Raw genomic sequence first — 15,953 nt, 5'->3', positions numbered from 1 at the left:
GCCGCACCCCTTCATCTGCGCACGCATTACGTGGCGACCGCCGGCGATTCCTCGTTCAGCGCATCGCGAATCGCCCGCAGGTGCCCGGCGTAGCCGCCCATCGTGCGGCCGACGAGCCGGCCCGAGGTGACGACCTCGGCGCGGTCGCTCGCGAGCGTGATCGACCCGACCCCGCGCATCCGGTCGACGAGGTCGTTGTCTTCGTGCTCGAGCAGCGGCAGAAAGCCGCCCGCGGCGAGGTAGGTCGAGACGCGCACGCCGAGGTTTGCGCCGTGCACGTGGCCGTTCGGGCGGCCGCGAACGTGCGTCGCGCGCCAGTGGGCCACCTGCTCGGCCGTCAGCTCGTCGAAGTTCGGCCGAACGGTGCCGATCAGCACGTCGACACCGGCCTGTGCCGCGGCCACCTGTTCGACGATCCAGTTCGGCGGCACGGTCGAATCGGCGTCCGTGTGAGCCAGCCACGTGCATCCGTCGGCGATTTCGCGGTGCGCGCCGACCGCGCGCGCGAGGCCCACGTTTGCGCCGCGCGAGCGCAACACGCGCACCCCGGCATGGGATGCGACGATCGCCTCGGTCCCGTCGCTGCAGTCGTCGGCGACCACCGTCACCGACACCTCGGCCACCGCCCGCGCTTCGGCGATTGCCACGGCGAGGGACCGCAGGCACGCGTCGATGCGCGCCTCCTCGTTGCGCGCCGGAATCACGACACCCATGCGAATCATGCGAGGCCCTCCTGCCGGGCGACCGATCGCGGGTCACGGCTCACCACGTCGAGCACGACGTCGTCATCGCGGTACCGCGCCACCCGGTGCAGCGGCCGCCGGGCGAGGGCGTCGTGCACCTGATCGCCGGTCGCCGGAATGCCGTCGACCGTGTGCCGCCAGTGGCAGGCGACGAGCACGCCGTCGTCACTGAGACACTCGAGAAGCCGGTCGAGCGCCTGATCGAGGGCTGTGGGGTCGAGGTAGTAGCCGACTTCCGACAGCACGATGAGGTCATAGCGCGCGGCGACGTCAAGCTCGCGGGCGTCGCGCTGCTCGACCGTCACGCCCCTCACCTCGTCGGCGTCGAGACGCTCCCGCGTGCGGCGCACCGCCTCGGCCGACACGTCGATGGCGTGCAGCGACGCGCAGCGGTCGGCGAGTTCTGCGGTCAAGACGCCGATCGAGCACCCGACCTCGAGGCCCGAGGCGTACGCGGGGTGCGGCAGGCTCGCGAGGGTGAGCGCGCGTTTGCGCTGCTCGTACCAGCGGGTTTCGACGCGCCACGGGTCGGCACGACGGGCGTAGAGCGCGTCGAAGTGTTCGTGGCCCACCGTGTCGACCGTGGGGCTCACCGTCGCGGCGGGCCGCGCCGCCTCGGCGAGGGCCGGCGGCACCTCCTCGGCGACGAAAATCAGTTCGGTATCGCCGCGGAAATGCTCGAGGAACGACGGCAGCAACTGCGGCGCGTCTCCGTTCGTCTGCGAAGCGTATGCCGAGATCGCGCGGGCCTTCGGCGCCGCATCGATGGATGCGCGCCGCGCCCTCGACCACGGAACCACCGCATCAGCCGGGTCAGCCCAGTGCCACATCCAGATCGGGTACTCCCACAGTTGCGGCGCCGGCATGAGGTCGGCAACGAGCTCGCCGACGACGCGGTGGTCGCGGTGCCCGTCACCCCGCCACGGCGCCGCGACCCGGGTGCCCGCGCCGACGTCACCGATCGCCGCGTTCAGCGCGGTGCGGATGGCCCAGCGGTGCTCGTCAGTTCGCCCGTCGGGAAAACCGAGCAGGCGCAGTTCGGCGTTCGGCGCGAGAACCTCGACGGCGCGTGCCGCCTCTCGCGCGCGTCGCCGCGAGGTCAGCACATCGTCGGGGTGCGAGGCGGCGCCGTCGGTGACGATCACGATGGTGACGGGGATGCCGCGCGCCGCGCATCCGGCAATGAGACCGCCCGCGCCGAGCGTCTCGTCGTCGGGGTGGGCTGCGACCACGACCAGCCGGTCGACGGTGGCGACGTCGAGCGGCGCCGCCCGGTCGAGTCGGGGGTCGTCGCGCCAGGCCTGGGCAGGGGTGCCGGCGACGCGGGCGTCGAAGCTCACCACGGTGCCGGCCCGTTCGCGAGAGCGGAGCCCAGTGAGGCGAGGTCACGCTCGGCGTGATGCTGGCGAATGTAGAGGGTGAGGTCGCTGACCCGCTTGGCGTGCTGCTCGTCGAGCGCGAGGGGCGCGGGGCCGAGCGCCCGACCCGCTCGGGTGAGCACCTCGTCGCACGCGGCGGCCACGGTGGCGCGCACGCGCTTCGCAACGAGGCGCGGCTCCGCAGAGTCTTGCGTGAAGGCCGCCGATTCGGCAGCAGGGGCGTCACCGTCGGCCTGGCTCGCCGCCTCGGCGAGCGCCCGACGCGCCGACTGCAGTGCCGTGTCGATGGCGCCCAGGTGAGCCTGCGCGTGCGGGTCGGGGCGCTCGGCAACACCCCGATGCACGCGGCGCGCGACACCCACGGCTCCGCCGTACCAGCAGGCGGCCACACCGATGGCGCCCCACCAGAAGCCGGCGCGCTCGAGGTACCAGCCATCGGGCGCGATGAGCTCGGCCGTCACATGACGGAAGCGAACGGGCCCACTCGCCACCTCGGCGAGCCCCCGCGCGTGCCACGACGACTCATCGGTCTCGATGCCCGGCTGACGCAGCTCGACCGCGAACAGCGACCGCTCGTCCGAGCCGTCGACGCGCGCCGTGACGAGCGCGGCGTCGAGGGAGGCGGCGAGCGAACACCACGGCTTCACGCCGTCAAGGATCCAGCCGTCGGGCGAGCGGCGTGCCCCGAGCGGTTCGTCGCCGCCCTCCGCGGCAAAAACGCCCCACGTGCGCTCGCTCGCGCGCGCCGTCACCGCGCGCGGCAGCTCGCTCTCGTCGAGGATGCTGAGGGCATCGAGGTGGGGTTCGCATATGCGGGCGAGCCCCACGTCGCAGGTGGCGAGGGTGGCGAGTGCCGACCAGCGATCGGCGTGACGGGTCGCCGGTCCGACGGAATCCCCGAGCATCCGCGCCGCCGCGAGCGCCGCCGTCACGTCGTTCGCACGCAGCTGGGCGGCGAGCGTCACGAGCGGGCTCAGGTCATCGTCGCGCAGATCGGTCGCGGCGATGTCGGAAACGGCAAGCATTCGAGTGGCCTCGCAGAGGGTTGGCGGTCGGGGTGAGCGCACCCATGCCCAGCACGGCGCTCAGCCCCCCGACACTGCTCCCCCGCCGGCGTTCCCACAACGGGTTGACAGAACGGGTGCGGTACCCCTACGCGCGCGGAGCGGTCGCGACGGCGGTGTCGAGCCAGTCGGCCAGCATCCGTCGCCGCTCGCGGTCGACGGTGATCGGCTCGGCGGCCGTGACCTTTCCGATCTCGACGTAGCCGTCGTGCAGGCGCGGGTGCGCGTCACCGAGCGCCAACTCGACGGCGTGACGGCCGGTGACGCGCACCGTGGTGGCCTTGGGGTGGATCGCCATAACAGGCATCACGTTTTTCCACACCCAGTACTTGAGCGCTGACATGTCGCGCACGAGCCCGGTGCCGACGGTCAGACCGGGGTCGTACACGTTGAGGCGGTGGCCCGACTCGGCGTACCGCTCGGCCCACTCGTGCGCGACCGTCACGAGAGCGAGCTTGCTCGAGGCGTACGCGATGCCGCCCCGCTCCCACGCCGCGCCGGTGGATGCGGCCGGAACCTCGTCAATCGTTGCGAGTGCCGCTGGCTCCTGCCACTGCGGGTCGGGCATCAAGTTGAACGACCGTTGCTTGCCGCGATGGGTCGACTAGCCCATCACCACGGTGTGACCGCCCCGCGCGAGCAACGGCTGCAAACCGGTGACGAGCAGGTGCTGCGCGATCACGTTGACCGTGAAGGTCAACTCGTACCCCTGGGCCCCGCGGTGTGTGCGGTCGCCGAGGTGGGTTCCCGCGTTCAGCAGCGCCGCGTCGATGCGGGCGACTCCACCCGACTCGACGAGGCTCGCGAGCGTGCCGAGAGCGGCCCGCACGCTGTCGAGGTCGCCGAGGTCGCCGACGATACCGCGCGCGGTCAGCCCCGCCCCGCGCGCGTCGGCCACGCAGCGCTCGAGGGCCTCGGCGTTGCGCGCCATCAGCACGAGGTTCGGGCGTGACGGGTGCTGCAGCAGGTGCCGCAGCATTCCGGAGCCGATGCCGCTAGTCGGCCCGGTGAGAAGAACGGTGGGACGAGTGATGTCATGAACTGTCATGACACGAGAGTAGGTGATGTCAGAAACTGACACAAGAGTAGAGTGGGCGCATGCCCCGATGGCCCGACGACACCCGCACCCGCCTCGTCGACGCCGCGCTCACCCTGTTCGGCGAAACCGGATACCCGTCGACCACCATCGACCAGATCGCCGCCCACGCCGGCGTCAGCGCCCGCACCTTCTTTCGCCACTTCGGCGACAAAGAAGAGGTGCTGTTCGCCGACGACGACGCGCTCCTCCCCCTCCTGCTCGACACCATCGCCGGCGCCGACGAGGCCCGCGCCGCCACCGCCGAATCACTCATGCACCACGCGCTCGGGGTGCTCGCCGACGCCATCGAACCCTCGCGTCGCGAGCTCGCCGCACGGCAGCGCATCATCGACTCCGACGTGGCCCTCGCCGGGCGCGAGCTGGCGAAACAGGCGCGCTGGCAGTCGGCGGTGGCGACGGCCCTCGTGGCGCGCGGCTTCAGCGACGACGACGCCGATGTGCTCGCCGCCATCGGTTTCGCGCTGTTTCGGCGCTCGCTCCACACCTGGCTCGCCGCGAACGACGCGGTGTCGCTGCGCGAGCGCGTCGCACGGGCGCTTCCGCGCATCCGCACCGTCCTGGATGCGCGCCCCGCGCATCCCGCGTCACAATCCGTAACACAGATGGCCGCCTCGAAAACGGCGCGGATACCGTCAGACTCACCATGAGCATCCGCCTCTGTTGCCTCTGTTGTTGTCGCTAACCGCCGCACGCCGTTAGCACCCCGCGCGCTCTGCGCCCCTGCGATTTCCCGCACCAACGACTCCCGCTTCAGACCCGTAAGGATTGACCCATGAGCACCGCCAGCCTCCCCATCGTCGACATGTCCCTCCTCGACGGCGACGCCGCCGACCAGCAGCGTTTCCGCGACGAGCTGCGCCGCGCGACCCACGAGGTGGGCTTCTTCTACCTCGTCGGCCACGGGGTGACCCCCGAGCAGTTCGCCGAGATGATCCGCCTGTCGCGCATGTTCTTCGCGCTGCCGGAGGAGGAGAAGCTCGCGATCGAGAACACGCTGAGCCCCCACTTCCGCGGCTACACCCGCGTCGGCGGCGAGCTGACCCTCGGCAAGCAAGACTGGCGCGAGCAGATCGACATCGGCGCCGAGCGTGACGCCGTGCCCGCAGGCGAGGGCGTGGAGGACTACTGGGTGCTCGACGGGCCGAACCTCTGGCCCGAAAACCTACCCGAGCTGCAGGTCGCGGCCCTCGCGTGGATCGACCGCCTCAACGGCATCGGCGCGCGCCTCCTGAGCGCGTGGGCTGAGGCCCTCGGCGCCCCCGCCAACCACTTTGACGCCGCGTTCGGCGAGCGCCCGAGCCCCAACATGAAGATCGTGCGCTACCCCGGCAAGTCCGGCCCGACCCCCGAGCAGGGCGTCGGCGCGCACAAAGACCTCGGCGTGCTCACGCTGCTCTACGTCGAGGAGGGCAAGGGCGGCCTGCAGGTCGAGAAGGATGGCGAGTGGATCGACGCGCCGCCCGTTCCCGGCGCGTTTGTCGTCAACATCGGCGAGCTGCTTGAGGTGGCCACCGACGGGTACCTCAAGGCGACCCTGCACCGCGTGATCTCGCCCGCCGAGGGCGACGAGCGCATCTCTATCCCCTACTTCCACGGCCCGGCCCTCGACGCTGAGATTCCGCACATCGAGCTGCCTGCCGAGTTGGCGGCCGAGGCACGCGGCGTCACCCGCGACCCGAACAACCCGATTCACCCGGTGTTCGGTCGCAACTGGCTGAAGAGCCGCGTGCGCGCGCACCCGAACGTGGTCGAGGCGCACCACCCGCACCTCGCCGCGAAGTAGGGCATTTAGGCTCAGACACGACCCCCTCTCGGCCGCGAAGGAGCCCCCGTGTCTGACCTCGCCACCCCCGCCATCGACTGGATGCGCGGCCACGTCGCCGCCGGTCGGCTCCCGACCGCGGTCATCGGCATCGCCACCCGTGACGGGGTCATCGACATCGCAGCGGCCGGGTCAGACGATGCCGGTGACGCCCACGTGGATTCGCGCTACTGCCTGTACTCGGTGACGAAGCCGCTGAGTGGGCTCGCCGCGATGCGCGCCGTCGAGCGGGGCCTGCTCAGCACCGACACCACGCTCGGCTCGCTCGTACCCGAGGCGGCGTCACCGCAGGTGACGCTCGGCCAGCTGCTCAGCCACACCTCGGGGCTCGCCGACGTCGTGCTCGGCGGGGGCACGACGCAGTACGCGTCGCTGCGCGACGCCCTGCTGAAGGCGGGTCTCGAGTTCATTCCCGGCACCGCCCGCCGCTACAACAACATCGCGTGGGAGGGCATCGCGGCGATGGTGGAGGCGGTCACCGACGAGCCGTTCGCCGCCCAGATTGAGCGGCTCGCGCGCGACGCCGGGGCGACCACGCTGAGCTTCGACGACTCAGACGCGCGACCCGTCTACGACGCCGAGAAGTTCGACCACGACCACCCGGCGCTCATGGCGCTGAAGCACCCCGCGGCAGGCGCGGTCGCGAACATCCACGACCTGCTGGCGATCGGGCGCTCCCTGCTCACCGGCGACGGCGCCCTCGTGAAGCCGGCGACGGTCGAGGCGATGCTGCGCCCGCGCACCCGCGGACTCTACGTCATCGACCCGCACCCGGCCGCCGTGCACGACGACTTCGGGCTCGCGTTCAACCTGCCGCGCCGCCCGGGCCTCATCGACCAGAGCTGGTACGGCCACGAGGGCTGGACGTCGACGCAGCTCTGGGTCTCGCCCGAGGCCGGGGTCGTGCTGACGCTCGTCACCAACCGCTTCTCGGCGACCGCGCGCGACGCCGCCGTCGACGTCGATCAGCTGCGCAACCTCGTTACGACCGCGTTCGGGTAGTGGCGGGGCGCGCATCCGCTGAGTCGCCCGGCGCGGCAGAGTCGCGGCGGCGACGCATGGCGAGCGCGCGCACGACCCCCGTCGACGCCCACACGACGCTGACGCCGGCAGCCGCAACGATCGAGAGAATCGTGAGCCCCGCATCCGCCGTGCTGATGCCGACCCCGACGAGCGCGTAGGTGACGGTCGCCGCGTAGGCGATCGAGCCGCGTGAGACGACCGCGAAGAACACCGCGAGGCCGGTCGCGGCGGCGAGCACGAACGTCTGCCAGGTGATGCCCCAGGCGGTGTCGTACGGCGCCCCGGTCGACTGCACCACGGTGGCGATCTGCACGAAGAAGGCCATCGAGGTCCAGCCCGAGTAGACGCCGAGCGTGAGGTACAGCAGGCCGCGTTCGGTGACGTTCCAGCGGTGGATCTCGTCGCGCGCCCCGACCACCTGGCGCCACGCGATGACGAACGCCACGAGGTAGGCGACGAAGACGACGAGGCCGAGCGGGTTGTCTTGCCCGAAGGCGGCGGTGGCCAGCCACAGCGCGAAGCTGGCGAAGGCGATCGAGAAGGGCAGCACGAGGCGGTCGCGAATGCCGCGCTCGCGGTGAATCGTCGACGGGCGCACCTGCGCGAGCGCCCACACCAGCGAGGCGACGATGATGAGGCCCCAGATCGCGAACCACGGCCCCGGCGGAATGAGCGGCGAGAATCGTGCGCCCGACTGCATCATCTCGTCGGAGAGCAGCGGGAACAGCCCCGATGACACCGGTTGACCGACGGCCAGGATGACGACGAGGATGCGCGCGGCCCGTCGGCGTTTCAGCACCGGATCGCTCGAGGTCGTTGCGGGCACATTCGTCGTCGGTCGCGTGTCACTGGCCATGGTCGCCGAGGGTAGGGCGACCAGGCCTGGCGTTCACGAAATTGTCAGGAGCCGGCCAGGTGCTCGCCGACCCAGCGCACGGCGGCCGCGGCTCCCCGCTCGTCGTCGGCAAGGGTCGAGATGTGGCCCTCGCCCTCAAGCTGCCAGTGGGTAGCGCCCGGCACGGCGCCCGCGAGCCAGCGGGAGTGCGCGGCCGGCACGACCCGGTCTTCGGCGCCGTGCACGAGCAGGGTTGGCGCGGTAATGCGCGCAAGGTCGACGCCCCACGGCGCAACGTAGGCGAGGTCGTCGTCGATGAGCGCGTCAGGCCCGGAGGCGACGCCGGCCGCGGCGACGGTGCCGAGCCAGCCCCACTCGCCGGCGAGCGCCGCAAAGTCGCGGCTCGTGAAGTCGATGCCGTCGCCGGCGCTCGCCTCGTAGGCGCGCTTCGCGTTGGGCCCGTCGAGCGCGGCGCGCAGCGAGGTCGCGCTGATCGGGCCCATGCCGTCAAACCAGGCGTCGATATCGAGGCCGGGGTCGCCGGGTGTGCGCGCGAGCGGCGCGAGGCTTCCGCTGGTGGTGACCGCGACAACGCGATCGGGGGCCAGTGCCGCCATGGCGAGCGCAGGCGAACCCCCGCCCGAGTGACCCATGACGGCGAAGCGGTCGAGGCCGAGCGCGTCGGCGGCTGCCAGGGCGTCGCGCGCGACCGACGCGACCGTGCGCCCCTCGTGCCGGGTCGACCCGCCGTAGCCGGGGCGGTCAAACGACACCCAGCGAAGCCCCGCGTCTTTCGCCGCACGCATCAGCGGCTCGGGCGGCGAGCCGACGTTCGGCGTGCCGTGGTGCCACATGATCGGCAGGCGGCTCGAGCGCCGTCGCCCCGCCTCGTAGACGTGCAGCGTGCGCCCGTCGGCGAGCTCGATGTCGCGTTCCTTGACGCGGGTCACGGTAGCCGGCTCACGGCAGCGGCCGTCACGGCAGCGGCCCGAGCAGGTCGCTGGCGACGGTCGACTGCACGCTCTCGGGGTCGCTCGGGTGGTAGATGCCCGCCAGAACGTCCCGCTGCAGCCGGCTCAGCTCGGCCGCGCTGCGGTAGCCCGAGCCGCCGACGGCGTGCATGCACTGGTCGACCACCTCGCGCGCGGTCTGCACGCAGCGCTGCTTGAGCCCCGTCAGGTCGCGGAACCACCGCAGCCCCCGATCGACCCCGGCCTCCCGATCGGCGGTGACCGCCTCGAGTTGCGGAGCGAGCGCGTCGAGCGCGATCGCCGCATCCGCAATGCGTCGGCGAATGTCGGGGTCGTGCGCGTACGGCGCCCCGTCGAGCTTCATGCTCGTGCGGGTGCGGGCCGACTCGACGGCGAGCTCAAGCGCGCGGTCGGCGAGCCCCGCGTAAACCGCGCCGATCAGGGTGAGGAAGTTCGCGAAGATCGCGAGCGTGTACTGGTCGCCGGGAGACCCCGCGGGCAGGATGCGCGCCACGCGCTCGTCGCGGATGACCGCCCCCTCGAGATGGGTCGTGTGGGACTGGGTGGCGCGCATGCCGAGCGTGTCCCAGTCGGGGGTGACGGTGACGCCGGGCGGGGTCGCCGTCGGGTCGCCGTGCGGGTCGTCGCGGGTGAGGAAGCCGTGCACGATGACGGGGTCGCCCGTCTCGCCGCGGGCCGGGTCGGGGTCGTGCCGGGCGAGGGTGCCGAGGCGGGTCCAGGCGGGCGAGAGGGTGGTGAAGATCTTCGTGCCGGTGAGGGCCCAGCCGGCGTCGACCCGGTCGGCGCGGGTGGTCGAATCGCTCATGACCCGGTCGTTGCCGCGCTCGCTGATCGCGAAGGCGAACACCTCGCCGGCGGCCGCGTCGTCGAGCACCCAGGCGAGCGAGTCGTCGCCGGCGGCGGCAAGGTCGCGGGCGACGCCCATCCAGACGAGGTGCATCGTGAGGCCGAGCGCCGTCGCCGGGGCGTGCGCGGCGAGCAGCCGCTGGTCGCGCATCGCGGCGGTCAGGCTGCGGGGTTTCAGGTATCCGTGGGCGCGCAGCTCGGCGAGGTCGTCGGCGAAGAACGCGTTGTCGCGGTCGTACTGCGGCGCCCGCTCGCGGATGCGCGCGAGCAGTTGCGCATCGCGCGCCGCGTCGAGCGCGCGGTCGCCGCCGCGTGCATCCTGCCCGCCCTGCGTGGTGTGCCCCGTGCTCGCCGCCATGCCCGCCACGCTACTCCGCGCGCCTTAGCGGGCACACAGCGCCGTGAACGGTCAGTAGTGGGGGTCACGCTCCGCCGAAGGCCCCACTACTGACTATTCGCGACGATTCACGCCGCGAGTCAGCCCCGCACGCTGTGGGCGAACCGTTAACCGCCGCGTCGCACCCCAGGAGTACTGTCGCGCTCATGGCATTCATCGAGGCCCGCGACCTCGTCAAGACCTACACCCCGAAGGGCGCCCCGGTCGTGCGCGCCCTCGACGGTCTTGACCTCGACGTCGCCCAGGGCACCGTCACCGCACTGCTCGGCCCCAACGGCGCGGGCAAGACCACGACCGTCAAGGTGCTCACCACCCTGATTCAGCCCGACAGCGGAACCGCCACGATCGACGATGTCGACGTCTTGCGCGACCCCGACCGCGTGCGCCGCATGATCGGCGCGAGCGGCCAGTACGCCGCCGTCGACGAGAACCTCACCGGCTTCGAGAACCTCATGATGGTCGGCAAGCTCTACCACCTGGGCGCGAAGGTGGCGAAGCAGAGGGCGCGCGAGCTGATCGAAATGTTCGACCTGGTCGACGCCGCGAACCGCCCGGTGAAGGGCTTCTCGGGCGGCATGCGGCGGCGCATTGACCTCGCCGGCGCGCTCGTCATCAACCCTCCCGTGCTATTTCTCGACGAGCCGACGACGGGCCTCGACCCGCGCAGCCGCCTCGCCCTGTGGGACATCATCGAGTCGCTCGTCAGCGGCGGCACCACCGTGCTGCTCACGACCCAGTACCTCGAGGAGGCCGACCGCCTCGCCGACGCCATCTCGGTCATCGACAACGGGCGCGTCATCGCGAAGGGCACGGCCGACGAGTTGAAGGCGTCGGTCGGCGGCCAGCGCGTCGCCGTCACGCTGGTCTCCGAAAGGGATGCTGTGCCTCTTCGCGACATCATGTCCCGCTTCGGGGCGGGCGCCCCCGTCGAAGGCGGCGGCGGGCGCACGTGGGTGGTTCCCGTCGACAACGGCCCCGTCGCATTGAGCGCCATCGTGGGGGCCGCGGCCGAGCAGAACATCGCCCTGCACGACGCCGGCATGCGCCGCCCAACGCTCGACGACGTGTTTCTCCAGCTCACCGGCCACGCGGCCGAGCAGGCCGACGAGACGGAAGGGGAAGCCGCATGAGCGCCGAACTGAACGCAACCAGCGCATCCGTTGCGGGCGCGGCCGGGGCCGCCGCGAACCGCACCGGCGCGACCGCCGGGGGCACCGCATCTACGCTTCAACCGATTCTTGGCAGCCCGATCTCGCGGTTTTTCTCCGACGGCTGGGTGACGACGTGGCGCAACCTGATGAAGATCATCCGGGTGCCCGAGATTCTGCTGTTCACGATGATTCAGCCGATCATGTTCGTACTGCTGTTCACCTACGTGTTTGGTGCCGCGATCGAGATTCCGGGTGACGGCTACGAGTCGTTTCTGATGGCGGGTATCTTCGCGCAGACCGTCGTATTCGGCTCAACCTACTCGGGCTCGGCGATGGCGCAAGACCTGAAAGACGGCATCATCGACCGGTTCCGCACGCTGCCGATGAGCGGCGCTGCCGTGCTCGTCGGCCGCACCAACGGCGACCTCGCGATCAACGCGCTGTCGATGGTCGTCATGATGGCAACCGGGTTCTTGGTCGGCTGGCGTGTCAACTCGTCGCCGCTCGAGTTCTTCGCCGGCGTCGCCCTGCTGCTGCTGTTTGCCTACGCGTTCTCGTGGGTGATGGCGTTCCTCGGCATGGCGGTGAAGAGCCCCGAAGTCATCAACAACGCGTCGTTCCTGATCCTCTTCCCGCTGACGTTCATCTCGAACGCGTTCGTACCGACCGAAGAGCTGCCGACACCGCTGCGCATCTTCTCCGAGTGGAACCCCGTCTCGGCCCTCGTGCAGTCGGCACGCGAACTGTTCGGCAACGTGCCCCCCGGCGCCATCGTCGGCGACGCGTGGACGGCGCAGAACCCGTTCGCCACCGTGCTGATCGGTGTCGCCGTGATGCTCCTGGTCTTCGTCCCGCTGTCGATTCGCAAGTTCGCGACCCTGAGCCGCTAGGGCGGCGGCGCGACGCCCGGGGCCCGGTGGCGCAGCGGCGCGCCGCCCCGTGTCCGCAGGACCGACAGCGCCGCGTCCACCCCGGCGCGCCGGTCCGCACACGCCGGGCCCACCGCGACGGTGTCGGTGCTGCAGACACCGCGCTCCGGGTGGGAATGCGGAGGGTGGCGCTTGGCGACCCATCCCTTATCGCGTCGGCCCGGTTCGGCGTGCAACACGCCGCACTCTGACCGCGACACACCGGCATGAGCCACAACAACCGGGCCGACGCGACACCCGCCACTGCGCGGGACCGCGGGGCCACCCCATGCCGACGCGACACGCGCCACTGCGCAGGACCGCGGGGCCACCCCATGCCGACGCGACACACTCAACCGCGAATGGCGGCGGGGCCGCACCCCCCTCGGATGCGGCCCCGCACCGCCCATCACCCCTTCTCGGCGCCCGCCGTCGTGTTCATGATGCGGCGCTGGAAGATGAAGAACAGCACGACCACCGGAATGCTCATCAGCACCGCCGCGGCCAGCTGCAGCGGGTACTGGTTGCCGGCACCCAGCTGACCAGACACGAGCTGCGCCACACCCACCGTGAGCGTGTTCAGCTCAGGGCTTTGCCGGGCGACGATGAAGTGGCCGAGCTCGTTCCACGAGCCCTGGAAGCTCAGGATGAAGATCGTCACGAGCGCGGGCGTTGCCATCGGCAAGACAACCGACCAGAAGCGCCGAAAGGTGCCGGCACCGTCGATCTTCGCCGCCTCCTCGATCGATTCGGAGATCGAGTCGAAGAACTGCTTCATGATGAACACGCCCGCCGCCGTCGACAGCAGCGGGATGATCATGCCGCCGTAGGTGTCGTACAGCCCCAGCTCCGACAAGATCAGGAAGCGGGGAATCAGCAGCACGACCCCCGGCACTGACAGCACGGCGATGAACGCGGCGAAGATGATCGTGCGCCCGCGGAACCGCAGCCGCGACAGCGCGTAGCCGGCCATCGAGTCGAACAGCACGCGGCCGATCGTCACGCACACGGCGACGAGCATCGAGTTGCCCGCCCACAGCGCGAACGGTTCCCGCGTGAACAGTCGCTCGTAGGCGGCGAAGGTGATCGTCTCGGGAATCAGCGACAGCCCGCTCTGGGTGGCCTCCGCATCCGTCTTGAACGAGCCCGCGATCGAAATCAGGAACGGGTAGATGTAGATCAGGGCGAGCCCGATGAGGATCAGGTAGCCGAGCAGAATGCCGCTGCGCGCCTTCGCGCCCACTCGCTTCCGCCGTTTCAGGATGCGCGGGGCGCGCCCCGTCGCCGGCTCGCGATCGGGGGCGCTCGGCACCTCGGGTGCGGTGGTGGTCATCGCACGCCTCCTTCGGTGAGGTTGCGGGAGGCGGCCCGCTGCGCGTAGCCGCGCTTCTTCGGCGACCGCTCGCGGAGGATCCAGCGCTGCAGCAGCGTCAGCACGATGATGAAGACAAACAGGATGAACGCGATGGCCGCGCCCTGACCCCACTGCAGTTCGTTGAACGACGTCTCGTACAGCAGGTACGCGGGGGTGAGGATGCTCGCCCCGCCTCCCAGCACGTAGATCTGGTCGAAGACCTGCCACGATCCGATCAAGCCGAGGGTGAGCACCGTGAACAGCGTCGGGCGCAGCATCGGCAGCGTGATCGAGAAGAACTTGCGCCAGGGGCCGGCGCCGTCCATCAGGGCGGCCTCGTCGATCTCGCTTCCGATGTTTTGCAGGGCCGCAAGGAACAGCAGCATGAACGTGCCCGAGGTGGTGAAGATCGCCAGGATGATCAGAACGGTCATGGCGACCGAGGGGCCGGCGAGCCAATCCCACCAGCTGATGCCGAGCATCCCGCCGTCAGCGAGCGCCGAGGGCGCGCTGTCGGCGCCGAATGCGCCGAAAAGAATGTGCAGCAGGCCGCGTGAGTCGTTCAGCCAGTTCGGGCCTTGCGCGCCGAATGCGGCGAGGATCTGGTTGATGGCTCCGGTGCCGAGGAACAGGAACTGGAACACGATGACGATCGCGACCGAGCTCGTGACCGACGGGAAGTAGAAGGCGGTGCGGAAGAAGCCGCGGCCGCGCAGCACCGCGCGGTTGACCTGCACGGCAAGGAAGAGCGCGAGCGCCGTCTGCAGCGGCACGACGAGCAGCACGTAGTAGAGGTTGTTGCGCACGGCGCGGCCGAAGTTACGCTGTTGCAGCGTGTCTTCGGTCGTGATGGCGGCGTAGTTGTCGGCGCCGACGAAGTTGACCCGCTCGTTGAGGGGCGACTGGAAGCCGTTCCAGTCGCTGAGGCTCACCCAGAACGCGAGGGCGATGGGGATGAGCAGGAACACCGCCGCGATGATGACCGCGGGGGCGATGAAGAGGTAGCCGGCGCGCGCCTCGCCGCGGCGGATTCCTCCGCCGCGACGAGGGCGCGCTGTGGCGCGAGGTGCGGACATTAGCCCTGGGCGCTGTCCAGAGCCGCCTGCAGGTTGCCCTGCAGGGTGGCGAGCAGGCTGGCCGCGTCAGCGGAGCCCAGCTGCTCGAGCTCGGTGTTGAACTCGCTCATGACCGCGGCGGCGCCGTTAAAGGCGACCGGGCTGACGGCGTAGTCGACACCGGCAACAAAGGCGGCGTTCTCGGGGAAGTCGCTCGCGTAGGTGTCGGCGCCGGCGGTCGTCGACGGGATCACACCGAACGCTTCGGCGGCGAGCAGCTGCTCTTCCGGCGTGGTCAAGAATTCAACGAGCGCCGAGGCCGAATCGCGGGTGTCGCTGCCGACCGGCATGCCCCAGCAAGTCGCGAACGAGTAGGTCGACTCGCCACCCGGGCCGGCGGGAAGCTCGACCGAAATGAACTCGCGCTCAGGGAAGTCGTTCGCCATGGCGCCGTTGATCCACGGACCCTCGATCACCATCGCGGCGCGACCGAGACCGAAGGCCTCGCCGCCCCACCCGGCCTCGAGGTCGGGCGGGAAGACGAGCGAGCCATCCGAGATCAGACCCTGCAGGTACTCAAGCCCTGCAGCGTTCTCGGCCGTGTCGGCCGTGACCGTGTCACCGTCGACGAGCTGACCGCCCGCTTGGTTCATGAACACGCCCACGCGGGCGTACTCGCGACCCATCGAGAGGCCGACCTGGTCACCGGTGGTGAGCGTGGCGGCGACGGTCTGCAGCTCGTCCCAGGTGGTGGGCACGTCGGCGTCGGTCAGGCCAGCGGCCTCCCACGCCTCAAGGTTGATCTGCAGGCCGAGCGTCGAGAAGTCTTTCGGCGCGCAGTAGAACTCGTCCTCGTAGCTGAACTGCTCGACGAGCGCGGGCAGGAAGTCGCCGGCGTTGGCGAGGTCACCCGCGTACGGCTCGAGGAAGCCCTGCGCCGCATAGGTCTCGAACTGGTCCCAGGGCAAGTAGAAGAGGTCGGGCGGGTTGTTGCCCGCAAACCCCTGACCGAGCTGCTGGATCAGGTCGTTGGCGACGACGATCTCGACCTCGGTGCCGGTCTCTTCGGTGAAGCGGGCGACGGCCTCTTCGTAGTAGCCCGCCTCAGCGGGGCCCGACGAGGCGATCAGCACGCTCAGCGAGTCGCCGCCGGACGCGCCGTCGCCGTTGCCCGAACCGTCGCCCGAGCCCTCGCCGTCAGCGGCACAGGCGGTTAGAGTGACGGCGAGCGCCCCGGTTAACCCGAGGGCGGTCCATTGTGATGCCTTCACAGTGATTCCTTTCG

At 70.6% G+C, this 15,953-nt stretch carries 16 protein-coding genes; 5 read left to right on the top strand and 11 right to left on the bottom strand.

Features of this window, described 5'->3' with window-relative positions; all coding sequences use genetic code 11:
- Window positions 1-26 precede the first annotated feature (26 nt).
- The 5 genes from EV141_RS08895 to EV141_RS08875 form a co-directional block, all read right to left on the bottom strand.
- Complete coding sequence (locus EV141_RS08895; RefSeq protein WP_130485600.1) at window positions 27-722, bottom strand: glycosyltransferase family 2 protein; 696 nt, start codon at window positions 720-722, stop codon at window positions 27-29.
- Entirely contained in the window at window positions 719-2,086 is a 1,368-nt protein-coding gene (locus tag EV141_RS08890; protein WP_130485599.1) for a PIG-L family deacetylase, read from the bottom strand. The genes EV141_RS08895 and EV141_RS08890 overlap by 4 nt, the downstream gene beginning before the upstream one ends.
- Window positions 2,080-3,147, bottom strand: coding sequence for an acyl-CoA dehydrogenase family protein (locus tag EV141_RS08885; RefSeq protein WP_241969192.1), 1,068 nt, complete (start codon window positions 3,145-3,147; stop codon window positions 2,080-2,082). Before EV141_RS08885 ends, EV141_RS08890 begins: the two co-directional genes overlap by 7 nt.
- A 127-nt stretch (window positions 3,148-3,274) precedes the next feature.
- Entirely contained in the window at window positions 3,275-3,754 is a 480-nt protein-coding gene (locus EV141_RS08880) for a Rossmann-fold NAD(P)-binding domain-containing protein (RefSeq protein WP_130485598.1), read from the bottom strand.
- Window positions 3,755-3,790: 36 nt separating this feature from the next.
- Window positions 3,791-4,234 (bottom strand): SDR family NAD(P)-dependent oxidoreductase, encoded by a 444-nt coding sequence (locus EV141_RS08875; RefSeq protein WP_130485597.1) that lies wholly within the window; start codon window positions 4,232-4,234, stop codon window positions 3,791-3,793.
- A 50-nt stretch (window positions 4,235-4,284) separates the two neighbouring features.
- Between EV141_RS08875 and EV141_RS08870 the strand changes: the two genes are divergently transcribed.
- The 3 genes from EV141_RS08870 to EV141_RS08860 all read left to right on the top strand — a co-directional run bounded on the left by EV141_RS08870 (window position 4,285) and on the right by EV141_RS08860 (window position 7,109).
- Window positions 4,285-4,932, top strand: coding sequence for a TetR/AcrR family transcriptional regulator (locus EV141_RS08870; RefSeq protein ID WP_130485596.1), 648 nt, complete (start codon window positions 4,285-4,287; stop codon window positions 4,930-4,932).
- A gap of 125 nt (window positions 4,933-5,057) precedes the next feature.
- On the top strand, window positions 5,058-6,068 hold the full coding sequence (locus EV141_RS08865) for an isopenicillin N synthase family dioxygenase (protein ID WP_130485595.1): 1,011 nt from the start codon (window positions 5,058-5,060) through the stop codon (window positions 6,066-6,068).
- Between the two features lie 48 nt (window positions 6,069-6,116).
- Window positions 6,117-7,109, top strand: coding sequence for a serine hydrolase domain-containing protein (locus EV141_RS08860; RefSeq protein ID WP_130485594.1), 993 nt, complete (start codon window positions 6,117-6,119; stop codon window positions 7,107-7,109).
- Here EV141_RS08860 and EV141_RS08855 read toward each other — a convergent pair.
- Genes EV141_RS08855 through EV141_RS08845 form a run of 3 tightly spaced genes read right to left on the bottom strand, consistent with a single transcriptional unit; the run spans window position 7,090 to window position 10,161 of the window.
- Window positions 7,090-7,986: a hypothetical protein gene (locus EV141_RS08855; protein WP_130485593.1), complete on the bottom strand. Its 897-nt coding sequence runs from the start codon at window positions 7,984-7,986 to the stop codon at window positions 7,090-7,092. The two genes, EV141_RS08860 and EV141_RS08855, sit on opposite strands and share 20 nt — an antisense overlap.
- 44 nt (window positions 7,987-8,030) lie before the next feature.
- Window positions 8,031-8,915 (bottom strand): alpha/beta fold hydrolase, encoded by an 885-nt coding sequence (locus tag EV141_RS08850; RefSeq protein ID WP_241969191.1) that lies wholly within the window; start codon window positions 8,913-8,915, stop codon window positions 8,031-8,033.
- Between the two features lie 25 nt (window positions 8,916-8,940).
- Window positions 8,941-10,161 (bottom strand): acyl-CoA dehydrogenase family protein, encoded by a 1,221-nt coding sequence (locus tag EV141_RS08845; RefSeq protein ID WP_130485592.1) that lies wholly within the window; start codon window positions 10,159-10,161, stop codon window positions 8,941-8,943.
- A 185-nt stretch (window positions 10,162-10,346) separates the two neighbouring features.
- On the opposite strand from EV141_RS08845, the gene EV141_RS08840 reads away from it, so the two are divergent.
- Together EV141_RS08840 and EV141_RS08835 are read left to right on the top strand one after the other, a co-directional pair.
- Complete coding sequence (locus EV141_RS08840) at window positions 10,347-11,330, top strand: ATP-binding cassette domain-containing protein (RefSeq protein WP_130485591.1); 984 nt, start codon at window positions 10,347-10,349, stop codon at window positions 11,328-11,330.
- Complete coding sequence (locus EV141_RS08835; RefSeq protein WP_130485590.1) at window positions 11,327-12,241, top strand: ABC transporter permease; 915 nt, start codon at window positions 11,327-11,329, stop codon at window positions 12,239-12,241. Before EV141_RS08840 ends, EV141_RS08835 begins: the two co-directional genes overlap by 4 nt.
- A 427-nt stretch (window positions 12,242-12,668) precedes the next feature.
- Here EV141_RS08835 and EV141_RS08830 read toward each other — a convergent pair whose 3' ends face one another.
- The 3 genes from EV141_RS08830 to EV141_RS08820 are packed head-to-tail and all read right to left on the bottom strand — an operon-like array spanning window position 12,669 to window position 15,939.
- Entirely contained in the window at window positions 12,669-13,592 is a 924-nt protein-coding gene (locus EV141_RS08830) for a carbohydrate ABC transporter permease (RefSeq protein WP_130485589.1), read from the bottom strand.
- On the bottom strand, window positions 13,589-14,689 hold the full coding sequence (locus EV141_RS08825) for a carbohydrate ABC transporter permease (protein WP_130485588.1): 1,101 nt from the start codon (window positions 14,687-14,689) through the stop codon (window positions 13,589-13,591). Before EV141_RS08825 ends, EV141_RS08830 begins: the two co-directional genes overlap by 4 nt.
- Complete coding sequence (locus EV141_RS08820; RefSeq protein WP_241969190.1) at window positions 14,689-15,939, bottom strand: sugar ABC transporter substrate-binding protein; 1,251 nt, start codon at window positions 15,937-15,939, stop codon at window positions 14,689-14,691. Before EV141_RS08820 ends, EV141_RS08825 begins: the two co-directional genes overlap by 1 nt.
- Between the last annotated feature and the right edge of the window lie 14 nt (window positions 15,940-15,953).

This window comes from Microcella putealis (genome assembly GCF_004216575.1).
In the GTDB taxonomy this organism is placed as follows: Bacteria; Actinomycetota; Actinomycetes; order Actinomycetales; family Microbacteriaceae; genus Microcella; species Microcella putealis.
The sequence above is the reverse complement of the archived record's forward strand: the minus strand, read 5'-3'. Positions and strand labels throughout refer to the sequence as shown.

Coding starts and splice junctions, on each gene's coding strand:
- EV141_RS08895 (WP_130485600.1), bottom strand. CDS start 722: ATGATTCGCATGGGTGTCGTGATTCCGGCGCGCAACGAGGAGGCGCGC.
- EV141_RS08885 (WP_241969192.1), bottom strand. CDS start 3,147: ATGCTTGCCGTTTCCGACATCGCCGCGACCGATCTGCGCGACGATGAC.
- EV141_RS08880 (WP_130485598.1), bottom strand. CDS start 3,754: ATGCCCGACCCGCAGTGGCAGGAGCCAGCGGCACTCGCAACGATTGAC.
- EV141_RS08875 (WP_130485597.1), bottom strand. CDS start 4,234: ATGACAGTTCATGACATCACTCGTCCCACCGTTCTTCTCACCGGGCCG.
- EV141_RS08870 (WP_130485596.1), top strand. CDS start 4,285: ATGCCCCGATGGCCCGACGACACCCGCACCCGCCTCGTCGACGCCGCG.
- EV141_RS08865 (WP_130485595.1), top strand. CDS start 5,058: ATGAGCACCGCCAGCCTCCCCATCGTCGACATGTCCCTCCTCGACGGC.
- EV141_RS08855 (WP_130485593.1), bottom strand. CDS start 7,986: ATGGCCAGTGACACGCGACCGACGACGAATGTGCCCGCAACGACCTCG.
- EV141_RS08845 (WP_130485592.1), bottom strand. CDS start 10,161: ATGGCGGCGAGCACGGGGCACACCACGCAGGGCGGGCAGGATGCACGC.
- EV141_RS08840 (WP_130485591.1), top strand. CDS start 10,347: ATGGCATTCATCGAGGCCCGCGACCTCGTCAAGACCTACACCCCGAAG.
- EV141_RS08835 (WP_130485590.1), top strand. CDS start 11,327: ATGAGCGCCGAACTGAACGCAACCAGCGCATCCGTTGCGGGCGCGGCC.
- EV141_RS08830 (WP_130485589.1), bottom strand. CDS start 13,592: ATGACCACCACCGCACCCGAGGTGCCGAGCGCCCCCGATCGCGAGCCG.
- EV141_RS08825 (WP_130485588.1), bottom strand. CDS start 14,689: ATGTCCGCACCTCGCGCCACAGCGCGCCCTCGTCGCGGCGGAGGAATC.